Raw genomic sequence first — 24,756 nt, forward strand, 5'->3', positions numbered from 1 at the left:
GGAGTGACGGATTGCGCAACCGACAGCTTGAAACCCGTAAGGCAGGGCGAAGAACCCGAACAAGCCACGCGCATGTCGTCGATGAACTCGGCCGAGCGATCGTCGCCGGCACTTATCCTGTCGGCACCATCCTGCCGGGAGACGGGGAGCTGGCTCAGCGCTTCAAGGTCTCGCGCACGGTGCTGCGCGAAACGATGAAGACGCTCGCCGCCAAGGGCATGGTCGTCGCAAGGGCGCGTGTCGGTACGCGTGTGACGGAAAAGAACTTCTGGAACATGTTCGACACTGAGATCATTTCCTGGCATTTCGCCAACGGTGTGAGTGAAGAATTTCTCCTGCACCTTTACGATATCCGGCTGGCTTTCGAACCTTTTGCCGCCGGCCTCGTGGCGGAACGCGCGACCCCGGAGGAGATCGAATTGCTGCGCGGCCTGGCGCTCGACATGGCCGCCAGCGACCATACCGCCGACAGCCTGGCGCTTGCCGATCTGCGGTTCCATCTCGCCGTTTCGGAAGCATCTCACAATCCCTTCATGCGCACGCTCGGCGGGCTCATCGAGGCGGCACTCGTCGGCATGTTTCGCATGAGTACGCCGCCCTCGCAGAACGGCTTCGCCAACATAGCCGAAACGCACATGCGTATTGTCGAGGCCATCGCCGCGGGCAATAGCGCAGCGGCGCGCAAGGCAATGGAAGATGTCATCGTCGACGGCAGGGAACACGTTCACGAAGCCTTCTCCGCGCTCGCCCAGACCACAATTTCCTTGCCGATTTCGACTTTTTGAAGCCTCGCCTTGCTGCTATGAGCGGCAGAACAGCCGATCTGCAATGGATTCTCGGAGTCTGCCATGGAACGCACCTGCCTTGCCGTCATTCTCGCCGCGGGCGACAGCACGCGAATGAAGTCCGTGAAGTCGAAGGTGCTGCATGAGGTCGCCGGCCGGCCGATGATTGCCCATGTCGTCGATGCAGTGGCCGCGACCGGTGTTTCCTCCGTTGCGCTCGTCGTCGGCCGCGATGCCGAGAAAGTGGCGGAGGCTGCCGATATCGGCGGCGTGACGATCAAATCCTACGTTCAGGGACAACGGCTCGGGACCGGCCACGCTGTCCTCGCTGCTCATGCGGCAATTGCCGAAGGCTATGACGATATCCTCGTCACCTACGGCGACGTGCCGCTGCAGACGCCCGGTCCGCTCGTTGAGGCGCGAAAGGCACTGGCCGAAGGCAGCGATATCGTCGTCATTGGCTTCCACACGGACCGCCCGACCGGCTATGGCCGCCTCCTCGTCAAGGACGGCGAACTGATGGCCATCCGCGAAGAGAAGGACGCCACCGATGCCGAGCGCGTCGTCAAATGGTGCAATAGCGGCCTGATGGCGATCAACGGACGTAAGGCGATCGAATTGCTGTCGCGCATCGGCAACAGCAACGCCAAGGGCGAGTATTATCTGACCGATCTCGTCGAGATCGCCCGCTCGCTCGGCGGCCGGGTCACCGCCGTCGATGCACCCGAAGTCGAGATGGCCGGCTGCAACAACCGCGCCGAACTGGCCGCGATCGAACGTTTCTGGCAGGAGCGCCGCCGTCATGAGCTGATGCTCTCAGGCGTGACGATGATCGCTCCGGAAACCGTTTTTCTCTCCTATGATACTGTCATCGGACAGGACGCGCTGATCGAGCCGAACGTCGTCTTCGGCCCCGGCGCCGTCATCGAAAGTGGAGCGGTCATCCATGCCTTCTCGCATATCGAGGGCGCCCATGTCAGTGAAGGCGCAACGGTCGGTCCGTTCGCGCGTCTGCGTCCGGGGGCAGACCTCTCGGTCGGTTCCAAGGTCGGCAATTTTTGCGAGGTCAAAAACGGCAAGATCGGCGAGGGCGCCAAGGTCAACCATCTGACCTACATCGGTGACGCCGTCATCGGCTCCGGTACCAATATCGGCGCCGGCACGATCACCTGCAATTATGACGGAGTGAACAAGTTCGAGACCGTCATCGGCAAAGATGCCTTCATCGGCTCGAACTCCTCGCTGGTCGCACCGGTCACTATCGGCGACAGCGCTTATATTGCATCGGGCAGCGTCATTACTGCCGATGTCCCCGCTGAGGCGCTCGCCTTCGGCCGTGCTAGGCAGGAGATCAAGCCCGAGCGGGCCAAGCTCCTGCGCGAACGGGCGCTAGCCATCAAGGCGGCGAAGAAGGCCAAGGGGTGAACTTTCTTCGGTAACGTGCGGAAATCGAAAGTGACCGCGCTACCAATTGAGAAATAAAAGAGAATCGCTAGGACTGGCGTCAACATTGGCGTTGAGGGGTATTTGCATGTGCGGAATTGTAGGGATCGTCGGAAATATGCCGGTTGCGGGCCGTCTTGTCGATGCGCTGAAGCGGCTGGAATATCGCGGTTACGATTCCGCCGGCGTCGCCACGATCCATGAGGGCGTGATGGATCGCCGCCGCGCCGAGGGCAAGCTCTTCAATCTCGAAAAGCGACTGGACAGTGAACCGCTGCCCGGAACGACGGGCATTGCACACACCAGATGGGCAACCCATGGCGTGCCGAACGAGACCAACGCCCACCCGCATTTCGTCGAAGGCGTCGCGGTCGTCCACAACGGCATCATCGAGAACTTTTCGGAACTGCGTGATGAACTGAGCCATGAAGGGGCGACCTTCGAAAGCCAGACCGACACGGAAGTGGTCGCTCATCTGATGGCGAAGTATTTGCGCGAGGGTCTTTCTGCGCGCGAAGCCATGCTGAAGATGCTGAACCGCGTCACCGGCGCCTATGCGCTCGCTGTCATGCTGAAGAACGACCCCAGTACGATTATGGCCGCCCGCTCCGGCCCGCCGCTTGCCGTCGGCTACGGCAAGGGTGAGATGTTCCTGGGCTCGGATGCCATCGCTCTTTCGCCCTTTACAAACGAAATTACCTACCTCGTCGACGGTGACTGCGCGATCATCACCCGAGATGGCGCGACGTTGCTCGATTTCTCCGGCAAGGTCGTGAGACGTCCACGCCAGATTTCGCAGGCGACGGCCTATGTCGTCGACAAAGGCAATCACCGCCATTTCATGGAGAAGGAGATCTACGAACAGCCGGAGGTCATCTCTCACGCGCTTAGTCATTATGTGGATTTCGCCGCCAACACGATCAGCCCCAATGCAGCCGCCATTGATTTTAAGGCCGCGACTGGCCTCGCAATCTCTGCCTGCGGCACGGCCTATCTTGCTGGCTTGATCGGCAAATACTGGTTCGAACGCTATGCGCGCCTGCCGGTCGAAATCGACGTCGCTTCGGAATTCCGTTACCGCGAAATGCCGCTGCAGCCATCGCAGGCAGCCCTGTTCATCTCGCAGTCGGGCGAGACCGCCGATACGCTGGCCTCGCTCCGTTACTGCAAGGACAACGGCCTGAAGATCGGCGCCGTTGTCAACGTACGGGAGTCGACCATTGCCCGCGAATCCGATGCCGTCTTCCCGATCATGGCCGGCCCGGAAATCGGCGTCGCCTCCACCAAGGCTTTTACCTGCCAGCTTGCCGTGCTTGCTTCCTTGGCGATCGGTGCCGGTCGTGCGCGCGATATGATCAGTGCCGACGAGGAGAAGGCGCTGGTGCGACATCTGGCGGAAATGCCGCGCATCATGAGTCGGGTCCTGAATCTCATCCAACCGCAGATGGAAGGCCTGTCGCGCGAACTCTCCAAGTGCAAGGACGTGCTTTATCTCGGCCGCGGCACCAGCTTCCCGCTTGCGATGGAAGGTGCGCTGAAGCTCAAAGAAATCTCCTATATTCACGCGGAGGGATATGCCGCGGGCGAACTCAAGCACGGTCCGATCGCGTTGATCGACGAAAACATGCCCGTCATCGTCATTGCGCCTTACGACCGTTTCTTTGAAAAGACCGTGTCTAATATGCAGGAAGTCGCAGCCCGCGGCGGTCGCATCATCTTCATTACCGATGAGAACGGTGCGGCTGCTTCGAAACTGCCGACCATGGCGACGATCGCGCTCCCAAATGTCGATGAAATCATCTCGCCGATGATCTTCTCGCTGCCGATCCAGCTGCTTGCCTACCACACGGCTGTCTTCATGGGCACGGATGTCGACCAGCCGCGCAACCTCGCAAAATCGGTGACTGTGGAGTAGCCCCGCACGGGCTGAAACCTGTTGTGCGACAAGGCGAATTCTGGCAATTTTGAGTCTATGGACACAGGGGGAAGGCCGCTTCGACGGCCTGTCTGAAGACTGAAACGGAGTTCATCAGGAAAGATGACCGAGAAGGCTCCCCGAGTGCCGGTCGCGATGCGGCTGAGGAATAATTTCCTCGCCGGTCTTATCATTTGCGCGCCGATCGCAATCACCATCTGGCTGACCTGGACTTTCATCCATTGGTCGGACAGTTGGGTGCGGCCCTATATTCCGACGCGCTGGAATCCCGAGAGCTATCTCAACTTTGCCATTCCCGGTTTTGGCCTGCTGATTGCCGTGGTTCTGATCACCATCGTCGGTTTCCTTGGCAAGAACCTTATCGGCCAGACCATTGTCCGTTTCGGCGAATCCGTCGTGCATCGCATGCCGCTGGTGCGTACCGTCTATAGGAGCGTCAAGCAGATTTTCGAAACGGTGCTGAAAGAGCAGTCGAACTCCTTCAAGAAGGTCGGCCTCATCGAATACCCCAGCCCAGGTCTCTGGGCGCTTGTCTTTATCGCCACGGACGCCAAGGGCGAGATCGCCTCGAAGTTCAACGCGATGGGGCAGGACATGGTCGCCGTCTTCATGCCGCCGACACCGGTGCCGACGGCGGGATTCCTGATCTTCGTGCCGCGCGAAAAGATCGTCATGCTCGACATGAGCCCCGAAGATGCGGCGAAGTTCCTGATTTCAGGCGGCCTCGTCGCCCCCGAATATATGCCGCGCGATTTGAAGCAGAAGAACTTTCCTCACCCGAAGCCCCTTGCGGTTTCCAAGGCCGATTGATGGCATTTAGCCAGCTCGCAGGAAGCGGATGGCCTCGTCGCGGCGGAAGAGGTAGAGCAGGGTGCGCACTGCCTGCCCACGCTCGCTCGTCAGTTCCGCATCGCGTTCGATCAGATGGGCCGCATCCTTGCGGGCGATTTCCAATAGATCGGCATGCGCCTCCAGGCTGGCGATACGAAAACCCGGCGTGCCTGATTGCCGCGTACCCAGAAGTTCCCCTTCGCCGCGTAGCTTCAGGTCCTCTTCCGCAATCCGAAAGCCGTCTTCCGTCTCGCGCATGATGGAGAGCCGCGCATGACCCGTCTCGCCGAGCGGCCCCTTGTAGAGCAGGATGCAGGTCGAAGCCTCGTCTCCACGTCCGACACGGCCGCGAAGCTGGTGCAATTGAGCTAGCCCGAAACGCTCGGCATGTTCGATCACCATGATCGTCGCATCCGGCACATCGACGCCGACTTCGACGACGGTTGTGGCTACCAGCAGCCGCAGTTCACCGCTTTTGAAAGCAAGCATGACTGCATCTTTCTCCGGCCCGCTCATCCGCCCGTGAATGAGACCGATGCCTGGACCGAGCGCTGACACCAGCGTCGCGTGCCGCTCCTCCGCCGACATAAGATCGACTTCTTCGGATTCCTCGACCAGCGGACAGATCCAATAGGCCTTCTTGCCGTCGGCCAACGCACTCCTCAGCCGCCCGACGATCTCGCCGGTCCGCTCGGTCGGCACCGTGATCGTCTGGATCGGCTTTCGACCCGCCGGCTTCTCCGTCAGTTTCGAGACATCCATGTCGCCGAAGGCGGCCAGCACCAGGGTGCGCGGGATCGGCGTTGCGGTCATGACCAGCATATGTGGAGAGATACCCTTTGCCGTCAGCCGCAGGCGCTGATGCACGCCGAAACGATGCTGTTCGTCGACAACCGCCAACATCAGGTTCTTATAGTTGACACTATCTTGAAAGAGCGCGTGAGTGCCAATGATGATCTGGGCTTCGCCCGAGGCGATGCGTTCGAGAATATCTTCCCGCTCGCGCCGCTTGGTGCGCCCCGTCAACACCTCGACGTTGAGACCGGCGGCAGCCGCGAATTTCGAGATCGTCGCATGATGCTGCCGGGCGAGGATTTCGGTCGGCGCCATCAGCACGGCCTGGCCACCACTCTCGATAACGGCAGCCATCGACAGCAGTGCAACCAGCGTTTTGCCGGAGCCGACATCTCCCTGTAGAAGCCGCAGCATGCGGTCGTCACCAGCCATATCCCTCAGGATATCGGCAACCGCTTCCGTCTGGCTACGCGTTGGGGAAAAGGGAAGTCCTTGCAATATCTTGTTGCTGATTTCTCCAGTAGAATGTACGGGCTGACCAGCCACTTTGCGCAGCCGCTGGCGCACGAGCGCCAGAGACAGCTGCCCCGCCAGAAATTCGTCATAAGCGAGCCTGCGCCGGGCAGGGGTCTGCGGATCGATATCAGAAATGTCCCGCGGCTCGTGCAGCATATGAAAACTGTCACGGATAGACGGCAGGCCCTGCTTCTGCGCGAGCGGAAGATCGATCCATTCCGGCAGTTCCGGCATGCGCGACAGCGCCACCTCGATGATCTTCCGTAGCGTCTTCGGAGAAAGCCCTGCCGTCAACGGATAGATCGGCTCGACCAGCGGCAGGTTCTCGGCGTCGCTCGCCTTGACGATATAGTCGGGGTGGACCATCGAGGCGCGGCCATTGAACCAATCCACCTTGCCGCTGACGGTCACGTCCTCGTCCATCGGCAGCTGCTTTTCAAGCCACGCTGCCTGACCGCGAAAGAAGACCAGCGCCAATTCACCAGTCTCGTCATGCAGGAACACACGATAGGGAATGTTGCGATTGCCGCGCGGCGGCGCCTGATGCCGGTCGACGCGCGCCGTGATCGTGACGATCGCGCCCTGCGGCGCGCGGGCGATCCCAGGCTGGTTACGTCGGTCGATCAGCGAGTAGGGCGCGTGGAACAGAAGATCGATGACCCGGCAATCCTCAGGAGACTCGCGCCCGAGCAGCTTGACGAAGAGCTCCGAGATCTTCGGGCCGACACCTGGAAGGCCCGAAATAGGCGAAAACAGCGGATCGAGAATGGTGGGGCGCATGAGTGCAAAATGCGATGAACAATAGGGCCTTGGCAAGGCTGACAAGCTGCTTTCCAGGGGCTATAGAGGCGCATCAACAAGGAAGGTGATGCCATGACAGGTGTAACGCTCACGAGCGCCGGCCTCGACCCCCGCCGCCGCCGGATTCTTTTCCGCTGCTGGCACCGCGGTATCAGAGAGATGGACCTTGTTTTCGGTCAGTTTGCTGAGAACGAACTTCCCACCATGAGCGAAGCCGAACTCGACGAGTTCGAGACGATCATGGGCGAAGAGGATAATGACCTTGTGCGTTGGATCATGGGAACCTGGCCGACGCCCGAACATTTGCAAACGCCCATGTTTGCCCGCATTGCCGCCTACAAACCCGATTTCGACCTGCCCAGGAAGCCGTAATGATCCCTGGTTTTGATGCCAAAAAGCTCGCAGCCGCCGCCGAGCCGCTGACGATCGGCAACGTGCCTGCGGGCATGGAGCCGCTGCTGCTTTCCGAACTCGCCCGCAATGGTGCGCCGGTCGCCTATGTGCTGTCGGATGGTCAGCGCATGGCCGATCTGGAGCAGATGCTGGGCTTCGTCGCCCCCGACATCCCGGTCTTGACGCTGCCTGCCTGGGACTGTCTTCCTTATGACCGCGTCTCGCCGAGCGCGGATACCTCGGCACGGCGTCTTGCCGCCCTTTCTGGCCTGATCGCCCACCACAAGAAGCCGCATGCGGCAATCGTGCTGGTGACGGTCAATGCCCTGCTGCAGAAAGTGGCGCCGCGGGACATCATCGAAAGCTTGGCTTTCTCGGCTCGCCCTGGCAATCAGGTGCGGATGGATGATATTGCCGGCCGGCTAGAGCGCAATGGTTTCGAGCGTGTCGCAACCGTGCGCGAAGTCGGCGAATATGCCGTGCGCGGCGGCATTCTCGACGTTTTCGTGCCCGGTTCGGAAGAGCCCGTCCGTCTCGATTTCTTCGGCGATACGCTGGAGAGCATCCGCAGTTTCGATCCGGCCAGCCAACGCACGACGGGGCAGGTGCGCTCCCTCGACCTCAACCCGATGAGCGAGGTGACGCTGACGCCGGATACGATCAGCCGTTTCCGCAAGAATTACCTCTCTACCTTCGGTGCCGCCACCCGCGATGACGCGCTTTACCTCGCCGTCTCCGAGGGCCGCCGCTATCCCGGCATGGAGCATTGGCTGCCGCTTTTCTACGAAAAGCTGGATACGGTGTTTGATTACCTCGCCGGCTTTCGTATCGTTACCGATCATACCGTGCGCGAAGCGGCCGAAGAACGCTCCAAACTCGTCTACGACTATTACGATGCTCGCCTGAACTCCGGCCAACAGGGCAAGGGGCAGATGGCGCAGGGCACGCCCTATAAGCCGGTCACGCCCGGCCAGCTCTATCTCGACAGCAAGACCTTCGCCCGCACGCTCGATGCAATCAATACCATTCGTGTGTCGCCCTTCAACGAACATGAAGGGGAAGCTCGCCGCGTCGTCAATCTCGACGCGCGTCAGGGCCCGCGGTGGGCACGCTCCAATGCCGAAGGGGGCGGCGATGCAGAGCGCATCAACGTCTTCGACGTCGTCGTCAAGCATATCTCTGACAGACGCGCCGGAGGCGCGAAAATTGTCATTACCGCCTGGACCGAAGGTTCGCTGGAACGCCTGCTGCAGGTGCTGAACGAACACGGCCTTGAACGCGTCAAACCGGTCACCGACCTGAAGGACGTGTCGGGTCTAGCGAAAGGCGAGGCGGCAGCAGCGGTACTCAGCCTCGAATCCGGTTTCGAAACCGGCGACCTCGTTGTCATCGGCGAGCAGGACATTCTCGGCGATCGTATGGTGCGCCGTTCCCGCCGCCGTAAGCGCGCCGCTGACTTTATCTCTGAAGTTGCTGGCCTCGACGAAGGCTCGATCGTCGTCCATGCCGAACATGGTATCGGCCGTTTTGTCGGCCTGCGGACCATCGAGGCGGCCGGTGCGCCGCATGCCTGCCTCGAACTGCAATATGCCGACGACGCCAAACTCTTCCTGCCGGTCGAAAACATCGATCTGCTCTCGCGTTTCGGCGGCGAAAGCACCGATGTCCCGCTCGACAAGCTGGGTGGCGGCGCATGGCAGATGCGCAAGGCCAAGCTAAAGAAGCGCCTGCTGGATATGGCCGATGCCCTGATCCGCATCGCGGCCGAACGGCTGACGCGTCACGCGCCGGTGCTGACGACGCCGGAAGGTCTTTACGACGAATTCGCCGCCCGCTTCCCCTACGACGAAACGGAAGATCAGGAAAACGCCATCGAGGCGGTGCGGGGCGATCTCGGCGCCGGTCGCCCGATGGACCGCCTCGTCTGCGGCGACGTCGGCTTCGGCAAGACCGAGGTCGCACTGCGCGCCGCCTTCGTCGCTGCCATGAACGGCGTGCAGGTCGCCGTCGTCGTGCCGACGACGCTGCTCTCCCGTCAGCATTTCAAGACCTTCTCAGAGCGCTTCCGCGGTCTGCCGATCCGCATCCAGCAGGCCTCGCGCCTCGTCGGCTCCAAGGAGTTGGCGCTGACGAAAAAGGAAGTGGCCGACGGCAAAACGGATATCGTCGTCGGCACGCATGCGCTGCTCGGCGCCGGCATCAAGTTTGCCAATCTCGGTCTGCTGATCATCGACGAAGAGCAGCATTTCGGCGTCAAGCACAAGGAGCGCCTGAAGGAGCTTAAGAGTGACGTGCACGTGCTGACGCTCTCGGCAACGCCGATCCCGCGCACGCTGCAGCTTGCCATGACCGGGGTGCGCGAACTCTCGCTCATCACCACGCCGCCGGTCGACCGCATGGCGGTGCGCACCTTCATTTCGCCCTTCGACAGTCTCGTCATTCGCGAAACGCTGATGCGCGAGCACTATCGCGGCGGCCAGAGCTTCTATGTCTGCCCGCGTCTTGCCGATCTTGCGGATGTGCACGCCTTCCTGCAGTCCGACGTGCCGGAGCTGAAGGTAGCGGTCGCCCACGGCCAGATGCCGGCCGGAGAGCTGGAAGACATCATGAACGCCTTCTACGAAGGCCGTTATGATGTGCTGCTCTCGACCACCATCGTCGAATCCGGCCTTGACGTGCCGACGGCCAATACGCTGATCGTCCACCGCGCCGATATGTTCGGCCTTGCTCAGCTCTACCAGCTGCGCGGCCGCGTCGGCCGCTCGAAAGTGCGCGCCTTCGCGCTCTTCACGCTGCCGGTCAACAAGGTGCTGACGGCGACGGCCGAGCGCCGGCTCAAGGTGCTGCAGTCCCTGGACACGCTTGGCGCCGGCTTTCAGCTGGCAAGCCACGACCTTGATATCCGCGGCGCCGGCAATCTGCTCGGCGAAGAACAGTCCGGCCACATCAAGGAAGTCGGCTTTGAGCTTTACCAGCAGATGCTGGAAGAGGCCGTTGCTGAAGTGAAGGGCATCGACGAGATCGCCGATACCGGCTGGTCGCCGCAGATCTCCGTCGGCACGCCGGTCATGATCCCTGACAATTACGTGCCGGATCTACACCTGCGCATGGCGCTCTATCGCCGCCTTGGCGAACTCACTGATCTTAAGGAGATCGACGGCTTCGGCGCCGAAATGATCGACCGCTTCGGTCCGATGCCGGCTGAAGTCCAGCATCTGCTGAAGATCGTCTACATCAAGTCGCTCTGCCGCACGGCCAATGTCGAGAAGCTCGATGCCGGTCCGAAGGGTGTGGTCGTCCAGTTCCGCAACAAGGAATTCCCGAATCCGGCCAATCTCGTCGGCTACATCGGAAAGCAAGGCACGATGGCGAAGATCCGCCCGGACCACAGCCTGTTCCTGACCCGCGATCTGCCGACGCCGGAAAAGCGCCTTCAAGGGGCTGCCGTTATAATGACGCAGCTTGCAGAGCTCGCAAAAAGTTAAGGGCAGCCGGGCGACCCGGGCTGCCCTCTATTTCTTTTTCATGTGGCGATTGCCGGCGTCAGTTCATCCCGGCGTGGGCTTCGGCCTTCGCCTTGGCGATCTCGCGCAGCGCGCCTACCAGCACGTCCGGCGTCTGCGCGCCGCTGACGGCATATTGCTGGTCGAAGATGAAGAACGGCACGCCATTGACGCCCATTCGTTGCGCCGCGTCGATTTCCGAGAGAATGACGCCCCTGTCTGCGTCCGAGGCAAGCAGTGCGGCGATGACTGAGCGCTGCAGGCCAGCCTTCTCGGCAATATCGAGCAGCACTTCGTGATCGCCGACATTACGGCCTTCCTCGAAATTCGCCTTGAACAATGCCGAGACCACCGCTTCCTGCTTCTGCCGGTCCTCGACGACAGCCCAATGGATCAGCCTGTGCGCATCAAGCGTGTTCGGCCCGATCTTGATAGCTTCGAAATTGAAGTTGATGCCGACCTCGCGGCCGTATTCGGTCAACATCTTGTGCGCCTGCGCCACGCGTTCTGCGCCACCGAGCTTCTGCTCCAGCATCTTCTTCTGGTCGACGCCTTCGGGCGGATAGTCCGGATTGAGCCGATAGGGGCGCCAGTTGATGTCGACGCCGACTTCATCCTGCACCTCGGCGATTGCCAGCTCCAGCCGTGCCTTGCCGAGATAACACCACGGGCAGACGACATCGGAGACAACGTCGATGGTGATGCGTTCCATTCTGATTTCCTTCTTCCTCCGGCTTTCGATGATGGCCGGCCCAATCCTCTGGAGAATGTCTTTCGGCAATCTTTAGAGGAAGGTCGAGGCAAGAGAAAGGAAATAGAATAAAGTGAGCATATACGGTTATTGCGCGCTCGTGTCCCACCAGGTCTGCAACTGGTAGCCATAGAGTGGCATCGTGTCGGGACGGCCGATGCGCTTGTTCCGAGCCACCCATTGCTGATCGATGTGGTAGAGCGGCAGCACATAGTGGCTGGAAAGCAGCAGCCGGTCATAGGAGCGTACGGACGCCGTGAAGTCTTCGGTGGATCGTGCGCGTAACAGATGATCGATCAGCGTATCGAGATTGGGATCGTTGGCGCCGGCGAAGCTGTCCGTTCCTTCACGTGTCCGCGCGGCGGATGACCAGCGGCCGAGTTGCTCGTTCCCGGGTGAAAGGGACGAGGTATAGGCCTTCATGATCATGTCGTAATCGAAGGTGTTCGTCCGGCTCTGGTACTGCGAATCATCGACGGTCCGGATCGAGGCGGCGACACCGATCGTCTGCAGCGAACGTTGGTAGGCGACAGCGAGTTTTTCCTGATCGGGGTTCTGCGTCATGATCTCGAAGGCAAGTTGCTTGCCGTTTGAATCCGCCATCTTGCCGCCCTGGATCGTGTATCCCGCCTGCTTCAGAAGGTCGACGGCCTGTTTCAGAACCTTGCGATCGCGTCCCGAGCCGTCGGTCTCCGGCAGCTTGTAGCTGCCGTCCAGAATGGCGGGATCGATGTGGTCCTTGATGGGGCCGAGCAGTTCCAATTCACGCGCATCCGCCGGCACTCCGAAACTCGAGAGATCGGAATTTTGCCAGAAGCTTTGCGTGCGCTTGTAGGCACCAGAATACAGGTTTTTGTTAGCCCACTCAAAGTCGAAGGCCAGCGACAGGCCTTCACGCACCTTGATATCGGCAAAGATCGGTCGCCTTGTATTGAAGACGAAGCCCAGCATGCCGCTCGGCAGTTTCGGCTGGAAGACATCCTTCACGACGGTTCCCGATAGTGCAGCCGGGAAATCATAGGCATTGGCCCAGTGACCGGGATTGCCGTCGAGATAAATGTCGATATCGCCTTTCTTGAAGGACTCGAACAACGTCGTATCCTGCAGGAAATATTGCACGGTGATCTGGTCGTAATTGTCCATGCCGACCTTGGACGGAATATCCTTGCCCCAGTAATTCGGGTCACGCTCATAGGTGATGCTCTCGCCAGGCTTGAGGCTCTTCACCTTGTAGGGGCCGGATCCAACGGGCGGCGTCAGCGTAGTTCGGTCGAAAGTCTCGGCATCGATCGCATGCTTCGGCAGGACCGGGAACAGGCCGAAGATCAGCGGCGTCTCGCGATCCGCCTTTTCGTTGAAGGTGAAGCGCACGCCATGTTCGCCGACCTTCTCCATCTTGGAGACTAGGTCGAGGCGTTTGGAATATGGCGGACGGCCCTTGTCGCGCAACAATTCAAACGAGAAGATCACGTCTTCAGGTGTCACCGTCTGTCCGTCCGACCATTTGGCCTTCGGATTGAGATTGAACTGCACGAAGCTGCGGTCCTCGTCCCATTCCACTGTTTCGGCCAGCAGACCATACAGCGTGAAAGGCTCGTCGCTGGAACGCTGCAGCAGTGCCTCATAGACCAGATTGCCGAACTGCGGATCCCACATGCCGCGCGCGGTCGTCCGGTTGCTCTTAATGATGAAGGGATTGAGATTGTCGAACGTGCCGACCACACCGTAGTTGATCTTTCCGCCCTTCTTCACATCAGGATTGACGTAAGGGAAGTGCTTGTAATCGGCAGGCAACGCCGGTGAACCATGCATGGCAATGCCGTGAACGGGTTCTGCGACGGCGGCACTGCCGATCAGCGTGAAAGCGGCGAGAAGGGCGATCCGGAGCATTGCTGAAATTCCTTGATGCACGGCAATGGGCACGATTCGCCGCAAGGTTAGCATGGGAGCGCTCAATTCCAACCGCAGCCGCGGCTTTCTTTACCTATGTGCCAAAATGCCCGCGAAATTGCCAAAGAAATACTGGATATCTTCAACGGTGCGATGTAACACGTGACCCGAAGTTTTGGGGTCATGCATTTGCCTTAATTTTCCATGAGGTGAAGTGCCGAACGAACCCGGTGGTTGGGGCGGCCGAACGTAGCCCCGCAACGGATATCAGGAGACGGAATTCGTTATGATGTTCAAGTCTGAAAAGAAAATGCGGGCAGCACTGTCCGTTATGGCAGTGATCTTCGGCGCTTCGGCTCCGGTCTCGTCCTTCGCACAGGACCCGGCCGCCCAGGCTCCGGCGGCTTCGGCCGACGCTCCCGCACAGGCCGCCGGTGCACCGCGCCTCGGCTGGTACAAGACCTGCAGCAAGCAGGAAGACAACGACATCTGCGTTGTTCAGAACCTGGTTCTCGCCAATGGCGGCCAGCTCGTTACGGCTGTTGGCCTGATCTCCGTTTCCGGCAAGATCAACCGGAAGATCCTTCAGGTTTCGGTTCCTGCCGCACGCCTGATCCCCCCGGGCATTGCTATGCAGATCGATGGCGGTAAGGCTCAGAAGCTCGACTACGCCGTCTGCCTGCCGGATAAGTGCACGGCTGAAATCCCGCTGACGGACGCCATGATCGCAAGCCTCAAGAAGGGCACGGACGTGGTCTTCACCTCGATCAACTTCCGCCGCGCTCCGAACCCGATCAAGGTTTCGCTCGAAGGCTTCACAGGCGCCTATGACGGCGAACCGGTTTCCGAATCGAAGCTTGCCGAAAGCCAGCGCAGTCTGCAGGACAGCATGCAGAAGAAGGCTGAGGAAGCCCGCAAGAAGCTGGAAGACGCTCAGAAGGCAGCAAAGGCTCAGTAACAGAGCCTTTCCTCTCAGGAATTGACGAAAAACCCGGCTTCGAGCCGGGTTTTTTGTTGCCAAAAGAAAGGCTCCGACATGCAGAGCCTTGTCACGGAGAGTTATAAGATCCGACTTAGTGGGCGAAGCTCATCTTGGGTTTGAACTGGCCCGTCGGGCTGCGGTCGAAAATCTGTTCGACCTGCGGATTGCGAAGTGGCGTGTCGCTTTCATCGCTCACCAGGTTCTGCTCGGAAACGTAAGCGACATATTCGCTGTCATCATTTTCGGCGAGCAGATGGTAGAACGGCTGGTCCTTGCTAGGGCGGACTTCTGCGGGAATGGAGTTCCACCATTCCTCCGTATTTGCGAACTCCGGATCAACGTCGAAGATGACGCCCCGAAACGGAAAAACCTTGTGCCGGACCACTTCGCCTATACTGAACTTTGCAACTCTTTCTTTCATGGTACGACTTCCTTTCTCACCCAATTTGGTGATCGGTCCCCCGCAAATCAAGATTTTTGCGGGATTCGTCACATGACTGTCATCTCTGCCCATCGGCCCTCATGACCTCCGGATCGAAAAAAGCCCCGGTGAACCGGGGCTTTCAACTCTTGTCTTATGCCGAGTAGTACATGTCGTATTCGACCGGATGCGGCGTCATTTCGAAGCGCATCACCTCGGCCATCTTCAGTTCGATGAACGCATCGATCTGATCGTCATCGAAGACACCGCCGGCTGTCAGGAACTTGCGGTCCCTGTCGAGGCTTTCCAACGCTTCGCGCAGCGAACCGCAGACGGTCGGGATCTTCTTCAGTTCCTTCGGCGGCAGGTCATAGAGGTCCTTGTCCATGGCCTTGCCGGGATGGATCTTGTTCTTGATGCCGTCGAGGCCGGCCATCAGCATGGCAGCGAAGGCGAGATAGGGGTTTGCGGTCGGATCCGGGAAGCGGACTTCGACGCGCTTTGCCTTCGGGTTGGAGCCGAACGGAATGCGGCAGGAAGCCGAGCGGTTGCGAGCCGAATAAGCGAGCAGAACCGGTGCTTCGTAACCCGGGACGAGGCGCTTGTAGGAGTTCGTCGACGGATTGGTGAACGCGTTGATCGCCTTGGCATGCTTGATGATGCCGCCGATATAATAGAGGCAGGTTTCGGAAAGGCCCGCATATTCGTCGCCGGCAAAGGTCGGCTTGCCGCCCTTCCAGATTGACTGGTGCACGTGCATGCCTGAGCCGTTATCTCCGAAGATCGGCTTAGGCATGAAGGTTGCCGTCTTGCCATAGGCATTGGCGACCTGATGAACGACGTACTTGTAGATCTGCATCTTGTCGGCGTTGCGAACGAGCGTGTCGAACTTGATGCCGAGCTCGTGCTGGGCGGCAGCCACTTCGTGGTGGTGCTTTTCAACGACGACGCCCATTTCCGAGAGCACCGTCAGCATCTCCGAACGCATATCCTGGGCGCTGTCGACGGGCGGAACCGGGAAGTAGCCGCCCTTGACGCGCGGACGGTGGCCGAGGTTGCCGGTCTCATAGTCGGTGTCGTCGTTCGACGGCAGTTCGGTCGAGTCAAGCTTGAAGCCGGTATTGTACGGATCAGCCTTGTACTTGACGTCGTCGAAGACGAAGAATTCGGCTTCCGGGCCTACGAAGATCGTGTCGCCGATGCCGGATGCCTTCAGATAGGCTTCGGCCTTCTTGGCGGTGCCGCGCGGATCGCGGTTATAGGCTTCGCCGGAAACCGGATCGAGGATGTCGCATACGATGACCATGGTCGATTGAGCGAAGAACGGGTCCATGTGCACCGTTTCGGTATCGGGCATCAGCACCATGTCGGACTCGTTAATGGCCTTCCAGCCGCCGATCGAGGAACCGTCGAACATGACGCCGTCGGCGAACATGTCTTCATCGACGCAGGATACGTCCATCGTTACGTGCTGCAGCTTGCCCTTGGGGTCGGTGAAGCGCAGGTCGACGAACTTTACGTCGTTTTCCTTGATCTGCTTCAGGATTTCGCTTGCACTCGCCATAAGATGCTTCCTCTGTTTTGTGATGACGTTACGTTATGTGCGATGAGGATTAGATGAGCTTTGCCGGCAGGCAAAGCTTGTCAGATGGCATCGATACCGGTTTCACCGGTGCGGATGCGAATAACCTCTTCGACGTTCGAAACAAAGATCTTTCCGTCGCCGATGCGCCCCGTCTGCGCGGCTTTGCGGATTGCGTCGATGACGGCCTCCGCGTTTTCGTCTGCGAGCACGACCTCAACCTTCACCTTCGGCAGGAAATCGACGACATATTCGGCGCCGCGGTAGAGCTCGGTATGGCCCTTCTGGCGACCGAAGCCTTTCGCTTCCGTGACAGTGATACCCTGCAGACCGACTTCCTGAAGGGCTTCCTTCACCTCGTCCAGCTTGAAAGGCTTAATGATCGCTTCGATCTTTTTCATGAGAAAATGTCTCTCCGCTTCTCCTGTTAAAGCAGGTACTGTCCCGCTCGCGGGATATGATGCAGATATCGTGCCAGTTTGAAATCCATCTCCGTCAAAAAATCCCGGATTTTTATCCGCGAAGCGTTGTTTGCCGGCGTTTGCATGTCGTTTTGATAAGAAACAAGGTGAGAGAAGTCGTTTTTTTCGCCAAAAAGTCCCAAAATGCGGAAAAATCCTGCTCGCCTCGATTTTACGATGGCTGTCTCGATTCGGTTTAAAAATAGGCAAATGCACAAAATATGGACTTCTATTTTCGCGAACATGCGGTTGTTTTTTAGGCGCTTTTTGAATTGAATGAGAGTATGAGCCAGCGCCTTTCCGATCTCCTTCTGACACCTGCTGAAATGGCGGCCGCCGATAGGGCTGCAGCGCAGTCTGGCATCGATTCCTATGGATTGATGGAAAAGGCGGGTGGCGCGGTAGCAGCCGCGGCGCTGCGCCTTTACCCGGGCGCCTCACGCTTTGCTGTTTTTTGCGGTCCTGGCAACAATGGCGGTGATGGCTATGTGGTCGCCCGGTTGCTGCAGGAGAGCGGAGCGCGCGTGGAGATATTCCATCTCGGCGATCCAGAGAAACTAAAGGGTGACGCGGCCCGTGCGAGGGCGGTCGTTACGTTGAAGGAAGGGGACATCGGCCAATATGATCCGCAGCAGGGCGATGTCGTCGTTGACGGTCTCTTCGGCGCCGGCCTCGCGCGTGACGTGCCGCCAGACGTGGCCGCTCTGATCCGTAAGGTGGACGAGGCAAGAATCCCCGTTATCGCCATCGACTTGCCTTCTGGCCTGGATGGGCACACCGGCATTGTACTTGGAGCTGCCTTCCGCGCTTCACATACCGTGACCTTCATGACTCGCAAGCCTGGCCATCTGCTGATGCCAGGCAGGGAACTTTGCGGTAGCCTTGAAGTCTTCGACATCGGCATTCCGGGCCGCATCATCAGAGCACAGGCGGAGGGCTTGGTCGCCGAGAACGGGCCTGCCGTCTGGCGCTCGGTCATGCCGGCGGAACAGATGGAAACCCACAAATATAAACGCGGCCACCTTGTCGTGTTTTCGGGAGAAGCGAGCAAGACGGGCGCAGCCCGTATGTCGGCCATGGCCGGCCTGAAGGCCGGGGCAGGGCTTGTGACCATTGCCGCGCCGACCGAGGCGCTCGCCGCCAATAGTGCGCATTTGACCGCGATCATGCTGTATGCCATCGAGGACGCGGCTGCATTGAAGGTCTGGCTTGAAGATGCACGACTTCAGACCTTTGTTCTCGGTCCAGGTTTCGGCATCGGAAAGAAGGCCCGCAAATTCGTGTCCCTGCTGAGCGACCGTCATTTGGTCCTCGACGCCGATGGCATCAGCTCTTTCAAGGATGATCCGCAGGCGCTGTTCGAACTGTTCAAGGGAGAACCACGCCTCGTGCTGACGCCCCATGACGGTGAATTCGCACGCCTCTTTCCCGATATTGCTGCCGACAATAGGGCAGGCAAAGTGGACAAGGCATTGGCCGCTGCCCGCCGCTCCAATGCCGCGATTATCTACAAGGGAGCCGATAGCGTCATCGCCTCACCGGACGGACGGGCACTTATCAACACCAACGCGCCGGTTTGGCTTGCAACCGCCGGCTCCGGCGATGTGCTGGCAGGCATTATCGGCGGTCTGCTCGCCCAGGGCCTGCCCACCTTTGAGGCCGCAGCCGCCGCCGTCTGGCTGCACGGCGAGGCAGGGCATCGCGCCGGCAAGGGCCTGACGGCCGAAGATCTCGCCGCGCGCGTGCTGCCCTTCTGAACGACTACCTGTCGATCAGCTTCTGCAACGCGATTGCCCCATGCGGCGCATTGACTTTGCCTTCGTGGATCATGAAGGCAAAAACATCGCGCGGCTCAGTCTTGACCTTCCTGTTCTTGTCAATCAGCGGCAGGTCATCAGGCACATTGCCTTCGGCCCAGCTCTCAAGGCGCTTCGCCCAATTCTTCAGCTCCGGTTCCGGATAACAGGTCGGAATATCGTCCGATCCTTTCTGTAGCCGCGTGTAGACGAAATCCGCCGTCACGTCGGCAATCATCGGATAGTCGAAATGCTCGGCGCAGACGGGAGCCACACCATATTTATCGAGCAATGCGATGAACTCCGGCACCTTGAATGAATCGTGCCGAACTTCCACGACATGGCGCAGCTTCAGCCCGTCCTGCTTTTCCGGCAGCAGCTTCAGGAAGGCTTCGAAATCATCGGGATCGAATTTCTTTGTCGGTGCGAATTGCCAGAGTAGGGGCCCCAGGTGAGCGCCGAGTTCACTGATGCCGGAGGAAAGGAATTTCTCCATTGATTCACCGGCCTCGGCAAGCACGCGCCTGTTCGTGGTAAAGCGCGTTGCCTTCAGGGAAAAGATAAAGCCATCGGGCACGTCCGCCGCCCACTTGGCGAAGACTGCGGGCTTCTGTGTGCTGTAATAGGTGCCGTTGACCTCGATGACTTTGAGCTGGCGGCTGGCATAGTTCAGCTCGTCCTTCTGCTTGAGATCGTCAGGAAAGAAATGGCCGCGCCACGGCTCGAAGGTCCAGCCGCCAATGCCGACGCGGATCGTGCCCGATTTGCTCATCTGTTCCTCCTTGCTTGCGATCGCTCAGATCGCGCCAACCTTCTTCGTCATATCGACAACGGTCCATCCTGGCCGATAGGGATTGGGCCGGCGACCCGTTTCCTGAAAACCGAAGGCGGAATAGAGAGCGATGTTCCGCTCCATCCGCGCATTGGTGTAAAGCCGCATTTCCGGCACGACCCATTCCCGCGCCTTGTCCTCCAGCCAGGTGAGCATCGCAACGCCATGTCCCGATCGCTGAAATTCAGGAGAGACGGCGATGCTGAACAGCATCACGTGATCGGTATGGCGCTCGACGATCGAAAGCCCGGCTACAGCGCCACCGGCATCCCGCAGCCAGACTTCGCCACGTTCGATCCGTGGCGCATAATCTTCCGTCACCGGGATTGGCGGATAGCCAAACAGGTCGGTATAAGGCTGATAGGCAGCGGTCGTCAGTGCCACGACCACAGGCAATTCCGCAATCGTGGCAAGCCGCATGATCATTCCGCCGCCGCGACCGTCTTCTTGACTGGCCGCCGCTCCAGCAATTCCTTGAGGAATTGGCCGGTATAGGAGCGCTTCTCTTTCACGATCGTCTCGGGTGTGCCGACAGCCACGATCTCTCCTCCGCCGTCCCCACCTTCCGGGCCGAAATCGAGGATCCAGTCGGCGGTCTTGATAACCTCGAGATTGTGCTCGATGACAACGACCGAATTGCCTTGGTTGACCAGCTCGTGCAGCATTTCCAGAAGCTTGGCAACGTCGTGGAAGTGCAGACCGGTTGTCGGCTCGTCGAGAATATAGAGCGTGCGACCGGTCGAGCGCTTCGACAGCTCCTTGGCAAGCTTGACGCGCTGCGCCTCGCCGCCCGAAAGCGTGTTGGCCTGCTGGCCGACCTTGATATAACCGAGGCCGACATCGAAGAGCGATTGCAGTTTGTCCCGCACCGCAGGAACCGCAGCGAAGAATTCCACGCCTTCTTCCACCGTCATGTCCAGCACGTCGGATATCGACTTGCCCTTGAAGGTCACGTCGAGCGTTTCTCGATTGTAGCGCTTGCCGTGGCAGACATCACAGGTGACGTAGACGTCGGGCAGAAAGTGCATCTCGATCTTGATGACGCCGTCGCCCTGGCAGGCTTCACAGCGGCCACCTTTGACGTTGAAAGAGAAGCGCCCGGGCTGGTAGCCGCGCGCCTTTGCTTCCGGAAGGCCGGCAAACCAGTCACGGATCGGCGTGAAGGCGCCGGTATAGGTGGCCGGGTTAGATCGCGGCGTGCGCCCGATCGGCGACTGGTCGATATCGATCACCTTGTCGATATGTTCGAAGCCGTCGATGCGGTCGTGATCGGCAGGGATCTCGCGTGCGCCCATGACGCGGCGCGCCGCCGACTTATAGAGCGTTTCGATCAGGAAGGTAGACTTGCCGCCGCCCGATACACCCGTCACAGCCGTGAAGACTCCGAGCGGGATGGCCGCCGTGACATTTTTCAGATTGTTGCCGCGCGCGCCGACGACCTTGATCTCCTTGCCCTTCTTCGGCTTGCGCCGTTCTTCAGGCAGCGCAACACCGAGTTCGCCCGACAGATATTTGCCGGTCAGCGACTTCGGATTGGCCATGATCTCCTGCGGCGTGCCATGAGCCACCACTTGGCCGCCATGCACACCGGCTGCCGGGCCGATGTCGACGACATCGTCGGCCGTCAGGATCGCGTCTTCGTCATGTTCGACGACAATGACCGTATTGCCGATGTCGCGCAGGTGCTTCAGCGTATCGAGCAGCCGGGCATTGTCGCGCTGATGCAGGCCGATCGATGGCTCGTCGAGCACATAGAGAACGCCGGTCAGGCCCGAGCCGATCTGTGAGGCAAGGCGGATACGCTGGCTCTCGCCGCCCGACAACGTGCCGGAATTGCGCGACAGGCTGAGATATTCGAGACCCACATCATTGAGGAACCGAAGGCGGTCGCGGATTTCCTTCAGGATACGTACGGCGATTTCGTTTTGCTTGGCGTTGAACGTCCCCGGCAGCCCTTCGAACCAGTCGCGTGCGACGCGGATCGACATTTGCGTAACTTCGCCGATATGCAGTTTGTTGATCTTGACCGCCAGCGCTTCCGGCTTCAGTCGGAAACCGTTGCAGGCCGGGCAGGGAGCGGCCGACATGAAACGCTCGATATCCTCGCGCGCCCAGGCGGAATCGGTTTCCTTCCAGCGTCGCTCGAGATTGGGCACGATGCCCTCGAAATTCTTGGAGGTCGTGTAGGAACGCGCGCCATCGGCATAATGGAATTCGATCTTCTCCTCGGTGCCGTTCAGGATGACATCTCTGGCCCTTTCCGAAAGATCGCTCCACCGGCTGCCGAGCTTGAAACCGAAATGTTTGCCGAGCGCTTCGAGCGTTTGGTTGTAATAGGGCGAAGTGGACTTGGCCCAAGGCGCAATGGCCCCGTCGCGCAGCGTCCGTTCCGGCTCCGGCACGATGAGATCAGGGTCGATCTTCTGCTGTGAGCCGAGGCCGTCGCAGGTCGGACAGGCGCCGAATGGGTTGTTGAACGAGAAGAGTCGCGGCTCGATCTCGGGAATGGTGAAGCCGGAGACCGGGCAGGCAAACTTTTCCGAAAACAGCACGCGCTCATGCGTCTCGTTGAGCGACTTGTTGGCCGAGCCGCCAGCCGCGGTTTCCTCTGAAGGAAGCGGCTTGTCGGCAAATTCCGCGACGGCAAGCCCATCGGCGAGCTTCAATGCCGTCTCGAAACTGTCGGCCAGGCGCGAGGCCATGTCGGGTCGCACGACGATACGGTCGATGACGACGTCGATATCGTGCTTATATTTCTTGTCGAGGACAGGCGCATCGGCGATCTCGTAGAACTGGCCGTCTACCTTGACGCGCTGGAAGCCCTTTTTCATGAGCTCCGCCAGTTCCTTCTTGTACTCGCCCTTACGGCCGCGGATCATCGGCGCAAGAATATAAAGACGCGTGCCTTCCTCGAAAGCGAGCACCCGGTCGACCATCTGGCTGACCGTCTGGCTTTCGATCGGTAAGCCCGTGGCAGGCGAATAGGGAACGCCGACGCGCGCAAAAAGCAGGCGCATATAGTCGTAAATTTCGGTAACGGTGCCGACCGTCGAGCGCGGGTTGCGCGAGGTCGTTTTCTGTTCGATCGAGATGGCTGGCGAAAGCCCGTCGATCTGGTCGACATCGGGCTTCTGCATCATTTCCAGGAATTGGCGCGCATAGGCCGAAAGGCTTTCGACATAGCGGCGTTGACCCTCGGCATAGATCGTGTCGAAGGCGAGGGAAGATTTGCCGGAACCGGAAAGACCGGTCATGACGATCAGCTTGTTGCGCGGCAGATCGAGGTCTATGCCCTTCAGATTATGCTCGCGCGCGCCGCGGATGGAGATCGTCTTCAGTTCGCTCATCGTCTCTGCTTCAAGTCGTTCGGGGAATAACAGCCCTTATTTAGTGATGCCAGCGGGCGAGTCGAGGCTGAATATCCGGTACGACAAAGGTTTTCGATTCTGTTGACAGGATCATAGTGAATAATTAGAACAAATAAAGAACAAAATTCCTTGTGGATTAAGACGACCTGGATACGCACCGCCGGTCCTCTATGGTTTAAGGTGCGCCGATGATTTTTAAACGCCGCCGGGCAGGGCGGCAGTAAGGTGAATGATATGGCTGGCAGTGTGAATAAGGTAATTCTGATCGGAAACGTTGGCGCCGATCCCGAAATCCGGCGCACGCAGGATGGCCGGCCGATCGCCAATCTCCGCATCGCGACCTCGGAAACCTGGCGTGACCGCAATTCCGGTGAGCGCCGCGAAAAGACCGAATGGCACACCGTCGTCGTCTTTAACGAAGGTCTCTGCAAGGTCGTCGAGCAGTATGTAAAGAAGGGCGCCAAGCTCTATATCGAAGGCGCGCTGCAGACCCGCAAGTGGCAGGACCAGAACGGCAACGACCGTTATTCGACGGAAATCGTGCTGCAGGGCTTCAATTCGACCCTCACCATGCTCGACGGTCGTGGCGAAGGCGGCGGTGCTGGCTCCGGCTTCGGCGGCGGTCGTGGTGGCGATGACTTCGGTGGCGGCTATGGTGACGATTACGGCTCTGGCCAGTCCTCCGGCGGCGGTCGCAGCGGCGGCGGCAATCGTGGCGGCAGCACCGGCGGCGGAGGCGGCAACTTCTCGCGCGATCTCGACGATGACATTCCGTTCTGATCGACGCTCTCAAGAAATGAACTTAGCGGCGCCCCTGGGCGCCGTTTTCAATGGGGCGTGGCGCTGATCAGATTGAGTGCTGATTTTGCCCCGTCCACGACGAACTGGGCCGCAAGTGCGGCAAGGATCACGCCCAGAAGGCGGGTGAGGATCGCCCGGCCGGTCACGCCGAGGAAGCGGTCGAGCCGGTCGGCGAGGAAGAGCACCATTAGTGTGATCAAGAGGCAGCCCGCGATGACGCCGATCAATTGCGCCCGCCCGACCGTGGAGGGCAGGGTCCCTCCGAGCAAGATCGTCGCCGAAATGGCTCCTGGCCCGGCAATCAGCGGCAGGGCTAGGGGGAATACGGCGATATTCTCGATATGATCCTTGGTGATCGCCACTTCCGTGGTCTTTTCCTTGCGGTCCTGGCGCCGCTCGAACACCATTTCGAAAGCGATCCAGAAGAGCAGCAATCCGCCCGCGAGCCGGAAGGCGCCGATCGAAATGCCGAGCACGCCGAGCACGCTGGAGCCGAATAGCGCGAAAACGGCAAGGATGATGAAGGCGATTGTGGTGCCGCGCAGCGCCACCTGCTTTCGCTCCGGGCGGCTCATGCCGACTGTGAGGCCGAGAAAGAGCGGGGCGAGCCCCGGTGGATCGATGGTGACGAGCAGCGTCGTGAACGCGTTGATTAATTGGTCGGCGCTTGCCATCGCTTGTCCAAAACCCCATATAGATGCTTGTTTTTGATGATTGTGATGTGCGGCTCTTCATTTGGCAAATACATGATCGTCGATTGCCTCCTGCCCATGGGCAAAAGCCTCGATTTGCCCTCTTTCGACCGCAAAAGCCTGTTCAAAACCCCTGGCCAAATTGGCGCGGGAACAGGCTTTCCGCTATAGATCTTC

Annotated in this window: 19 protein-coding genes; 9 read left to right on the forward strand and 10 right to left on the reverse strand. The window is 59.6% G+C overall.

Going from position 1 to position 24,756, the window contains the following annotated elements; genetic code table 11:
* The first annotated feature begins 11 nt into the window (after positions 1–11).
* From FHX15_RS19095 to FHX15_RS19110, 4 genes are all read left to right on the forward strand, one after another.
* Positions 12–785 carry a FadR/GntR family transcriptional regulator gene (locus FHX15_RS19095; protein ID WP_184399856.1) on the forward strand — a complete coding sequence of 258 codons (774 nt, stop codon included), beginning with the start codon at positions 12–14 and terminating at the stop codon, positions 783–785.
* 63 nt (positions 786–848) lie between these two features.
* On the forward strand, positions 849–2,210 hold the full coding sequence (gene glmU, locus FHX15_RS19100) for a bifunctional UDP-N-acetylglucosamine diphosphorylase/glucosamine-1-phosphate N-acetyltransferase GlmU (protein WP_184399858.1): 1,362 nt from the start codon (positions 849–851) through the stop codon (positions 2,208–2,210).
* 106 nt (positions 2,211–2,316) lie between these two features.
* Positions 2,317–4,143, forward strand: a complete 1,827-nt coding sequence (glmS, locus tag FHX15_RS19105) for a glutamine--fructose-6-phosphate transaminase (isomerizing) (protein WP_184399860.1) — start codon at positions 2,317–2,319, stop codon at positions 4,141–4,143.
* A 123-nt stretch (positions 4,144–4,266) separates the two neighbouring features.
* Complete coding sequence (locus FHX15_RS19110; protein ID WP_184399862.1) at positions 4,267–4,974, forward strand: DUF502 domain-containing protein; 708 nt, start codon at positions 4,267–4,269, stop codon at positions 4,972–4,974.
* A 6-nt stretch (positions 4,975–4,980) separates the two neighbouring features.
* Here the strand turns inward: FHX15_RS19110 and recG are convergent, their stop codons facing one another.
* Positions 4,981–7,086, reverse strand: a complete 2,106-nt coding sequence (gene recG / locus FHX15_RS19115; RefSeq protein WP_184399863.1) for an ATP-dependent DNA helicase RecG — start codon at positions 7,084–7,086, stop codon at positions 4,981–4,983.
* A gap of 93 nt (positions 7,087–7,179) precedes the next feature.
* Between recG and FHX15_RS19120 the strand changes: the two genes are divergently transcribed.
* Together FHX15_RS19120 and mfd are read left to right on the forward strand one after the other, a co-directional pair.
* Positions 7,180–7,479, forward strand: a complete 300-nt coding sequence (locus tag FHX15_RS19120) for a succinate dehydrogenase assembly factor 2 (protein ID WP_184399865.1) — start codon at positions 7,180–7,182, stop codon at positions 7,477–7,479.
* Positions 7,479–10,985: a transcription-repair coupling factor gene (gene mfd / locus FHX15_RS19125; RefSeq protein ID WP_184399867.1), complete on the forward strand. Its 3,507-nt coding sequence runs from the start codon at positions 7,479–7,481 to the stop codon at positions 10,983–10,985. Before FHX15_RS19120 ends, mfd begins: the two co-directional genes overlap by 1 nt.
* A gap of 58 nt (positions 10,986–11,043) precedes the next feature.
* Here mfd and FHX15_RS19130 read toward each other — a convergent pair whose 3' ends face one another.
* Together FHX15_RS19130 and FHX15_RS19135 are read right to left on the reverse strand one after the other, a co-directional pair.
* Positions 11,044–11,715: a DsbA family oxidoreductase gene (locus FHX15_RS19130; protein WP_184399869.1), complete on the reverse strand. Its 672-nt coding sequence runs from the start codon at positions 11,713–11,715 to the stop codon at positions 11,044–11,046.
* A gap of 126 nt (positions 11,716–11,841) precedes the next feature.
* Positions 11,842–13,644 (reverse strand): extracellular solute-binding protein, encoded by a 1,803-nt coding sequence (locus FHX15_RS19135; RefSeq protein ID WP_184399871.1) that lies wholly within the window; start codon positions 13,642–13,644, stop codon positions 11,842–11,844.
* Positions 13,645–13,930: 286 nt separating this feature from the next.
* Here FHX15_RS19135 and FHX15_RS19140 point away from each other — a divergent pair, with 286 nt between their 5' ends.
* A complete protein-coding gene (locus tag FHX15_RS19140) occupies positions 13,931–14,602 on the forward strand; it encodes an invasion associated locus B family protein (protein WP_184399873.1) in 672 nt (223 codons plus the stop codon).
* A gap of 115 nt (positions 14,603–14,717) precedes the next feature.
* On the opposite strand, the gene hspQ is transcribed toward FHX15_RS19140, so the two are convergent.
* The 3 genes from hspQ to FHX15_RS19155 all read right to left on the reverse strand — a co-directional run bounded on the left by hspQ (position 14,718) and on the right by FHX15_RS19155 (position 17,030).
* Positions 14,718–15,047 carry a heat shock protein HspQ gene (gene hspQ, locus FHX15_RS19145; protein ID WP_132651471.1) on the reverse strand — a complete coding sequence of 110 codons (330 nt, stop codon included), beginning with the start codon at positions 15,045–15,047 and terminating at the stop codon, positions 14,718–14,720.
* Positions 15,048–15,201: 154 nt separating this feature from the next.
* Positions 15,202–16,611, reverse strand: a complete 1,410-nt coding sequence (gene glnA / locus FHX15_RS19150) for a type I glutamate--ammonia ligase (RefSeq protein WP_184399874.1) — start codon at positions 16,609–16,611, stop codon at positions 15,202–15,204.
* Positions 16,612–16,691: 80 nt separating this feature from the next.
* Positions 16,692–17,030 (reverse strand): P-II family nitrogen regulator, encoded by a 339-nt coding sequence (locus FHX15_RS19155; RefSeq protein ID WP_003539626.1) that lies wholly within the window; start codon positions 17,028–17,030, stop codon positions 16,692–16,694.
* Positions 17,031–17,374: 344 nt separating this feature from the next.
* Here FHX15_RS19155 and FHX15_RS19160 point away from each other — a divergent pair, with 344 nt between their 5' ends.
* Positions 17,375–18,847: an NAD(P)H-hydrate dehydratase gene (locus FHX15_RS19160; RefSeq protein WP_184399876.1), complete on the forward strand. Its 1,473-nt coding sequence runs from the start codon at positions 17,375–17,377 to the stop codon at positions 18,845–18,847.
* A gap of 4 nt (positions 18,848–18,851) precedes the next feature.
* Here the strand turns inward: FHX15_RS19160 and FHX15_RS19165 are convergent, their stop codons facing one another.
* Genes FHX15_RS19165 through uvrA form a run of 3 tightly spaced genes read right to left on the reverse strand, consistent with a single transcriptional unit; the run spans position 18,852 to position 23,065 of the window.
* Positions 18,852–19,658, reverse strand: a complete 807-nt coding sequence (locus FHX15_RS19165; RefSeq protein ID WP_184399878.1) for a DUF72 domain-containing protein — start codon at positions 19,656–19,658, stop codon at positions 18,852–18,854.
* 24 nt (positions 19,659–19,682) lie between these two features.
* Complete coding sequence (locus FHX15_RS19170; protein ID WP_184399880.1) at positions 19,683–20,144, reverse strand: GNAT family N-acetyltransferase; 462 nt, start codon at positions 20,142–20,144, stop codon at positions 19,683–19,685.
* Positions 20,141–23,065 carry an excinuclease ABC subunit UvrA gene (gene uvrA / locus FHX15_RS19175; RefSeq protein WP_184399882.1) on the reverse strand — a complete coding sequence of 975 codons (2,925 nt, stop codon included), beginning with the start codon at positions 23,063–23,065 and terminating at the stop codon, positions 20,141–20,143. The genes FHX15_RS19170 and uvrA overlap by 4 nt, the downstream gene beginning before the upstream one ends.
* Before the next feature lie 255 nt (positions 23,066–23,320).
* On the opposite strand from uvrA, the gene FHX15_RS19180 reads away from it, so the two are divergent.
* Positions 23,321–23,866: a single-stranded DNA-binding protein gene (locus FHX15_RS19180; protein ID WP_184399884.1), complete on the forward strand. Its 546-nt coding sequence runs from the start codon at positions 23,321–23,323 to the stop codon at positions 23,864–23,866.
* A 47-nt stretch (positions 23,867–23,913) separates the two neighbouring features.
* On the opposite strand, the gene FHX15_RS19185 is transcribed toward FHX15_RS19180, so the two are convergent.
* The gene (locus FHX15_RS19185) at positions 23,914–24,561 is read right to left on the reverse strand and encodes a MarC family protein (protein WP_184399886.1); all 648 of its coding nucleotides are present in this window, start codon (positions 24,559–24,561) and stop codon (positions 23,914–23,916) included.
* Positions 24,562–24,756 lie beyond the last annotated feature (195 nt).

Source organism: Rhizobium sp. BK650, assembly GCF_014195325.1.
Lineage (GTDB): Bacteria > Pseudomonadota > Alphaproteobacteria > Rhizobiales > Rhizobiaceae > Rhizobium.

What these genes read in the sequence shown, in the direction of transcription:
- glmU (WP_184399858.1), top strand. Translation starts at nt 849, where the DNA reads ATGGAACGCACCTGCCTTGCCGTCATTCTCGCCGCGGGCGACAGCACG.
- glmS (WP_184399860.1), top strand. Translation starts at nt 2,317, where the DNA reads ATGTGCGGAATTGTAGGGATCGTCGGAAATATGCCGGTTGCGGGCCGT.
- FHX15_RS19110 (WP_184399862.1), top strand. Translation starts at nt 4,267, where the DNA reads ATGACCGAGAAGGCTCCCCGAGTGCCGGTCGCGATGCGGCTGAGGAAT.
- recG (WP_184399863.1), bottom strand. Translation starts at nt 7,086, where the DNA reads ATGCGCCCCACCATTCTCGATCCGCTGTTTTCGCCTATTTCGGGCCTT.
- FHX15_RS19120 (WP_184399865.1), top strand. Translation starts at nt 7,180, where the DNA reads ATGACAGGTGTAACGCTCACGAGCGCCGGCCTCGACCCCCGCCGCCGC.
- mfd (WP_184399867.1), top strand. Translation starts at nt 7,479, where the DNA reads ATGATCCCTGGTTTTGATGCCAAAAAGCTCGCAGCCGCCGCCGAGCCG.
- FHX15_RS19130 (WP_184399869.1), bottom strand. Translation starts at nt 11,715, where the DNA reads ATGGAACGCATCACCATCGACGTTGTCTCCGATGTCGTCTGCCCGTGG.
- FHX15_RS19135 (WP_184399871.1), bottom strand. Translation starts at nt 13,644, where the DNA reads ATGCTCCGGATCGCCCTTCTCGCCGCTTTCACGCTGATCGGCAGTGCC.
- FHX15_RS19140 (WP_184399873.1), top strand. Translation starts at nt 13,931, where the DNA reads ATGATGTTCAAGTCTGAAAAGAAAATGCGGGCAGCACTGTCCGTTATG.
- hspQ (WP_132651471.1), bottom strand. Translation starts at nt 15,047, where the DNA reads ATGAAAGAAAGAGTTGCAAAGTTCAGTATAGGCGAAGTGGTCCGGCAC.
- glnA (WP_184399874.1), bottom strand. Translation starts at nt 16,611, where the DNA reads ATGGCGAGTGCAAGCGAAATCCTGAAGCAGATCAAGGAAAACGACGTA.
- FHX15_RS19155 (WP_003539626.1), bottom strand. Translation starts at nt 17,030, where the DNA reads ATGAAAAAGATCGAAGCGATCATTAAGCCTTTCAAGCTGGACGAGGTG.
- FHX15_RS19160 (WP_184399876.1), top strand. Translation starts at nt 17,375, where the DNA reads ATGAGCCAGCGCCTTTCCGATCTCCTTCTGACACCTGCTGAAATGGCG.
- FHX15_RS19165 (WP_184399878.1), bottom strand. Translation starts at nt 19,658, where the DNA reads ATGAGCAAATCGGGCACGATCCGCGTCGGCATTGGCGGCTGGACCTTC.
- FHX15_RS19170 (WP_184399880.1), bottom strand. Translation starts at nt 20,144, where the DNA reads ATGATCATGCGGCTTGCCACGATTGCGGAATTGCCTGTGGTCGTGGCA.
- uvrA (WP_184399882.1), bottom strand. Translation starts at nt 23,065, where the DNA reads ATGAGCGAACTGAAGACGATCTCCATCCGCGGCGCGCGCGAGCATAAT.
- FHX15_RS19180 (WP_184399884.1), top strand. Translation starts at nt 23,321, where the DNA reads ATGGCTGGCAGTGTGAATAAGGTAATTCTGATCGGAAACGTTGGCGCC.
- FHX15_RS19185 (WP_184399886.1), bottom strand. Translation starts at nt 24,561, where the DNA reads ATGGCAAGCGCCGACCAATTAATCAACGCGTTCACGACGCTGCTCGTC.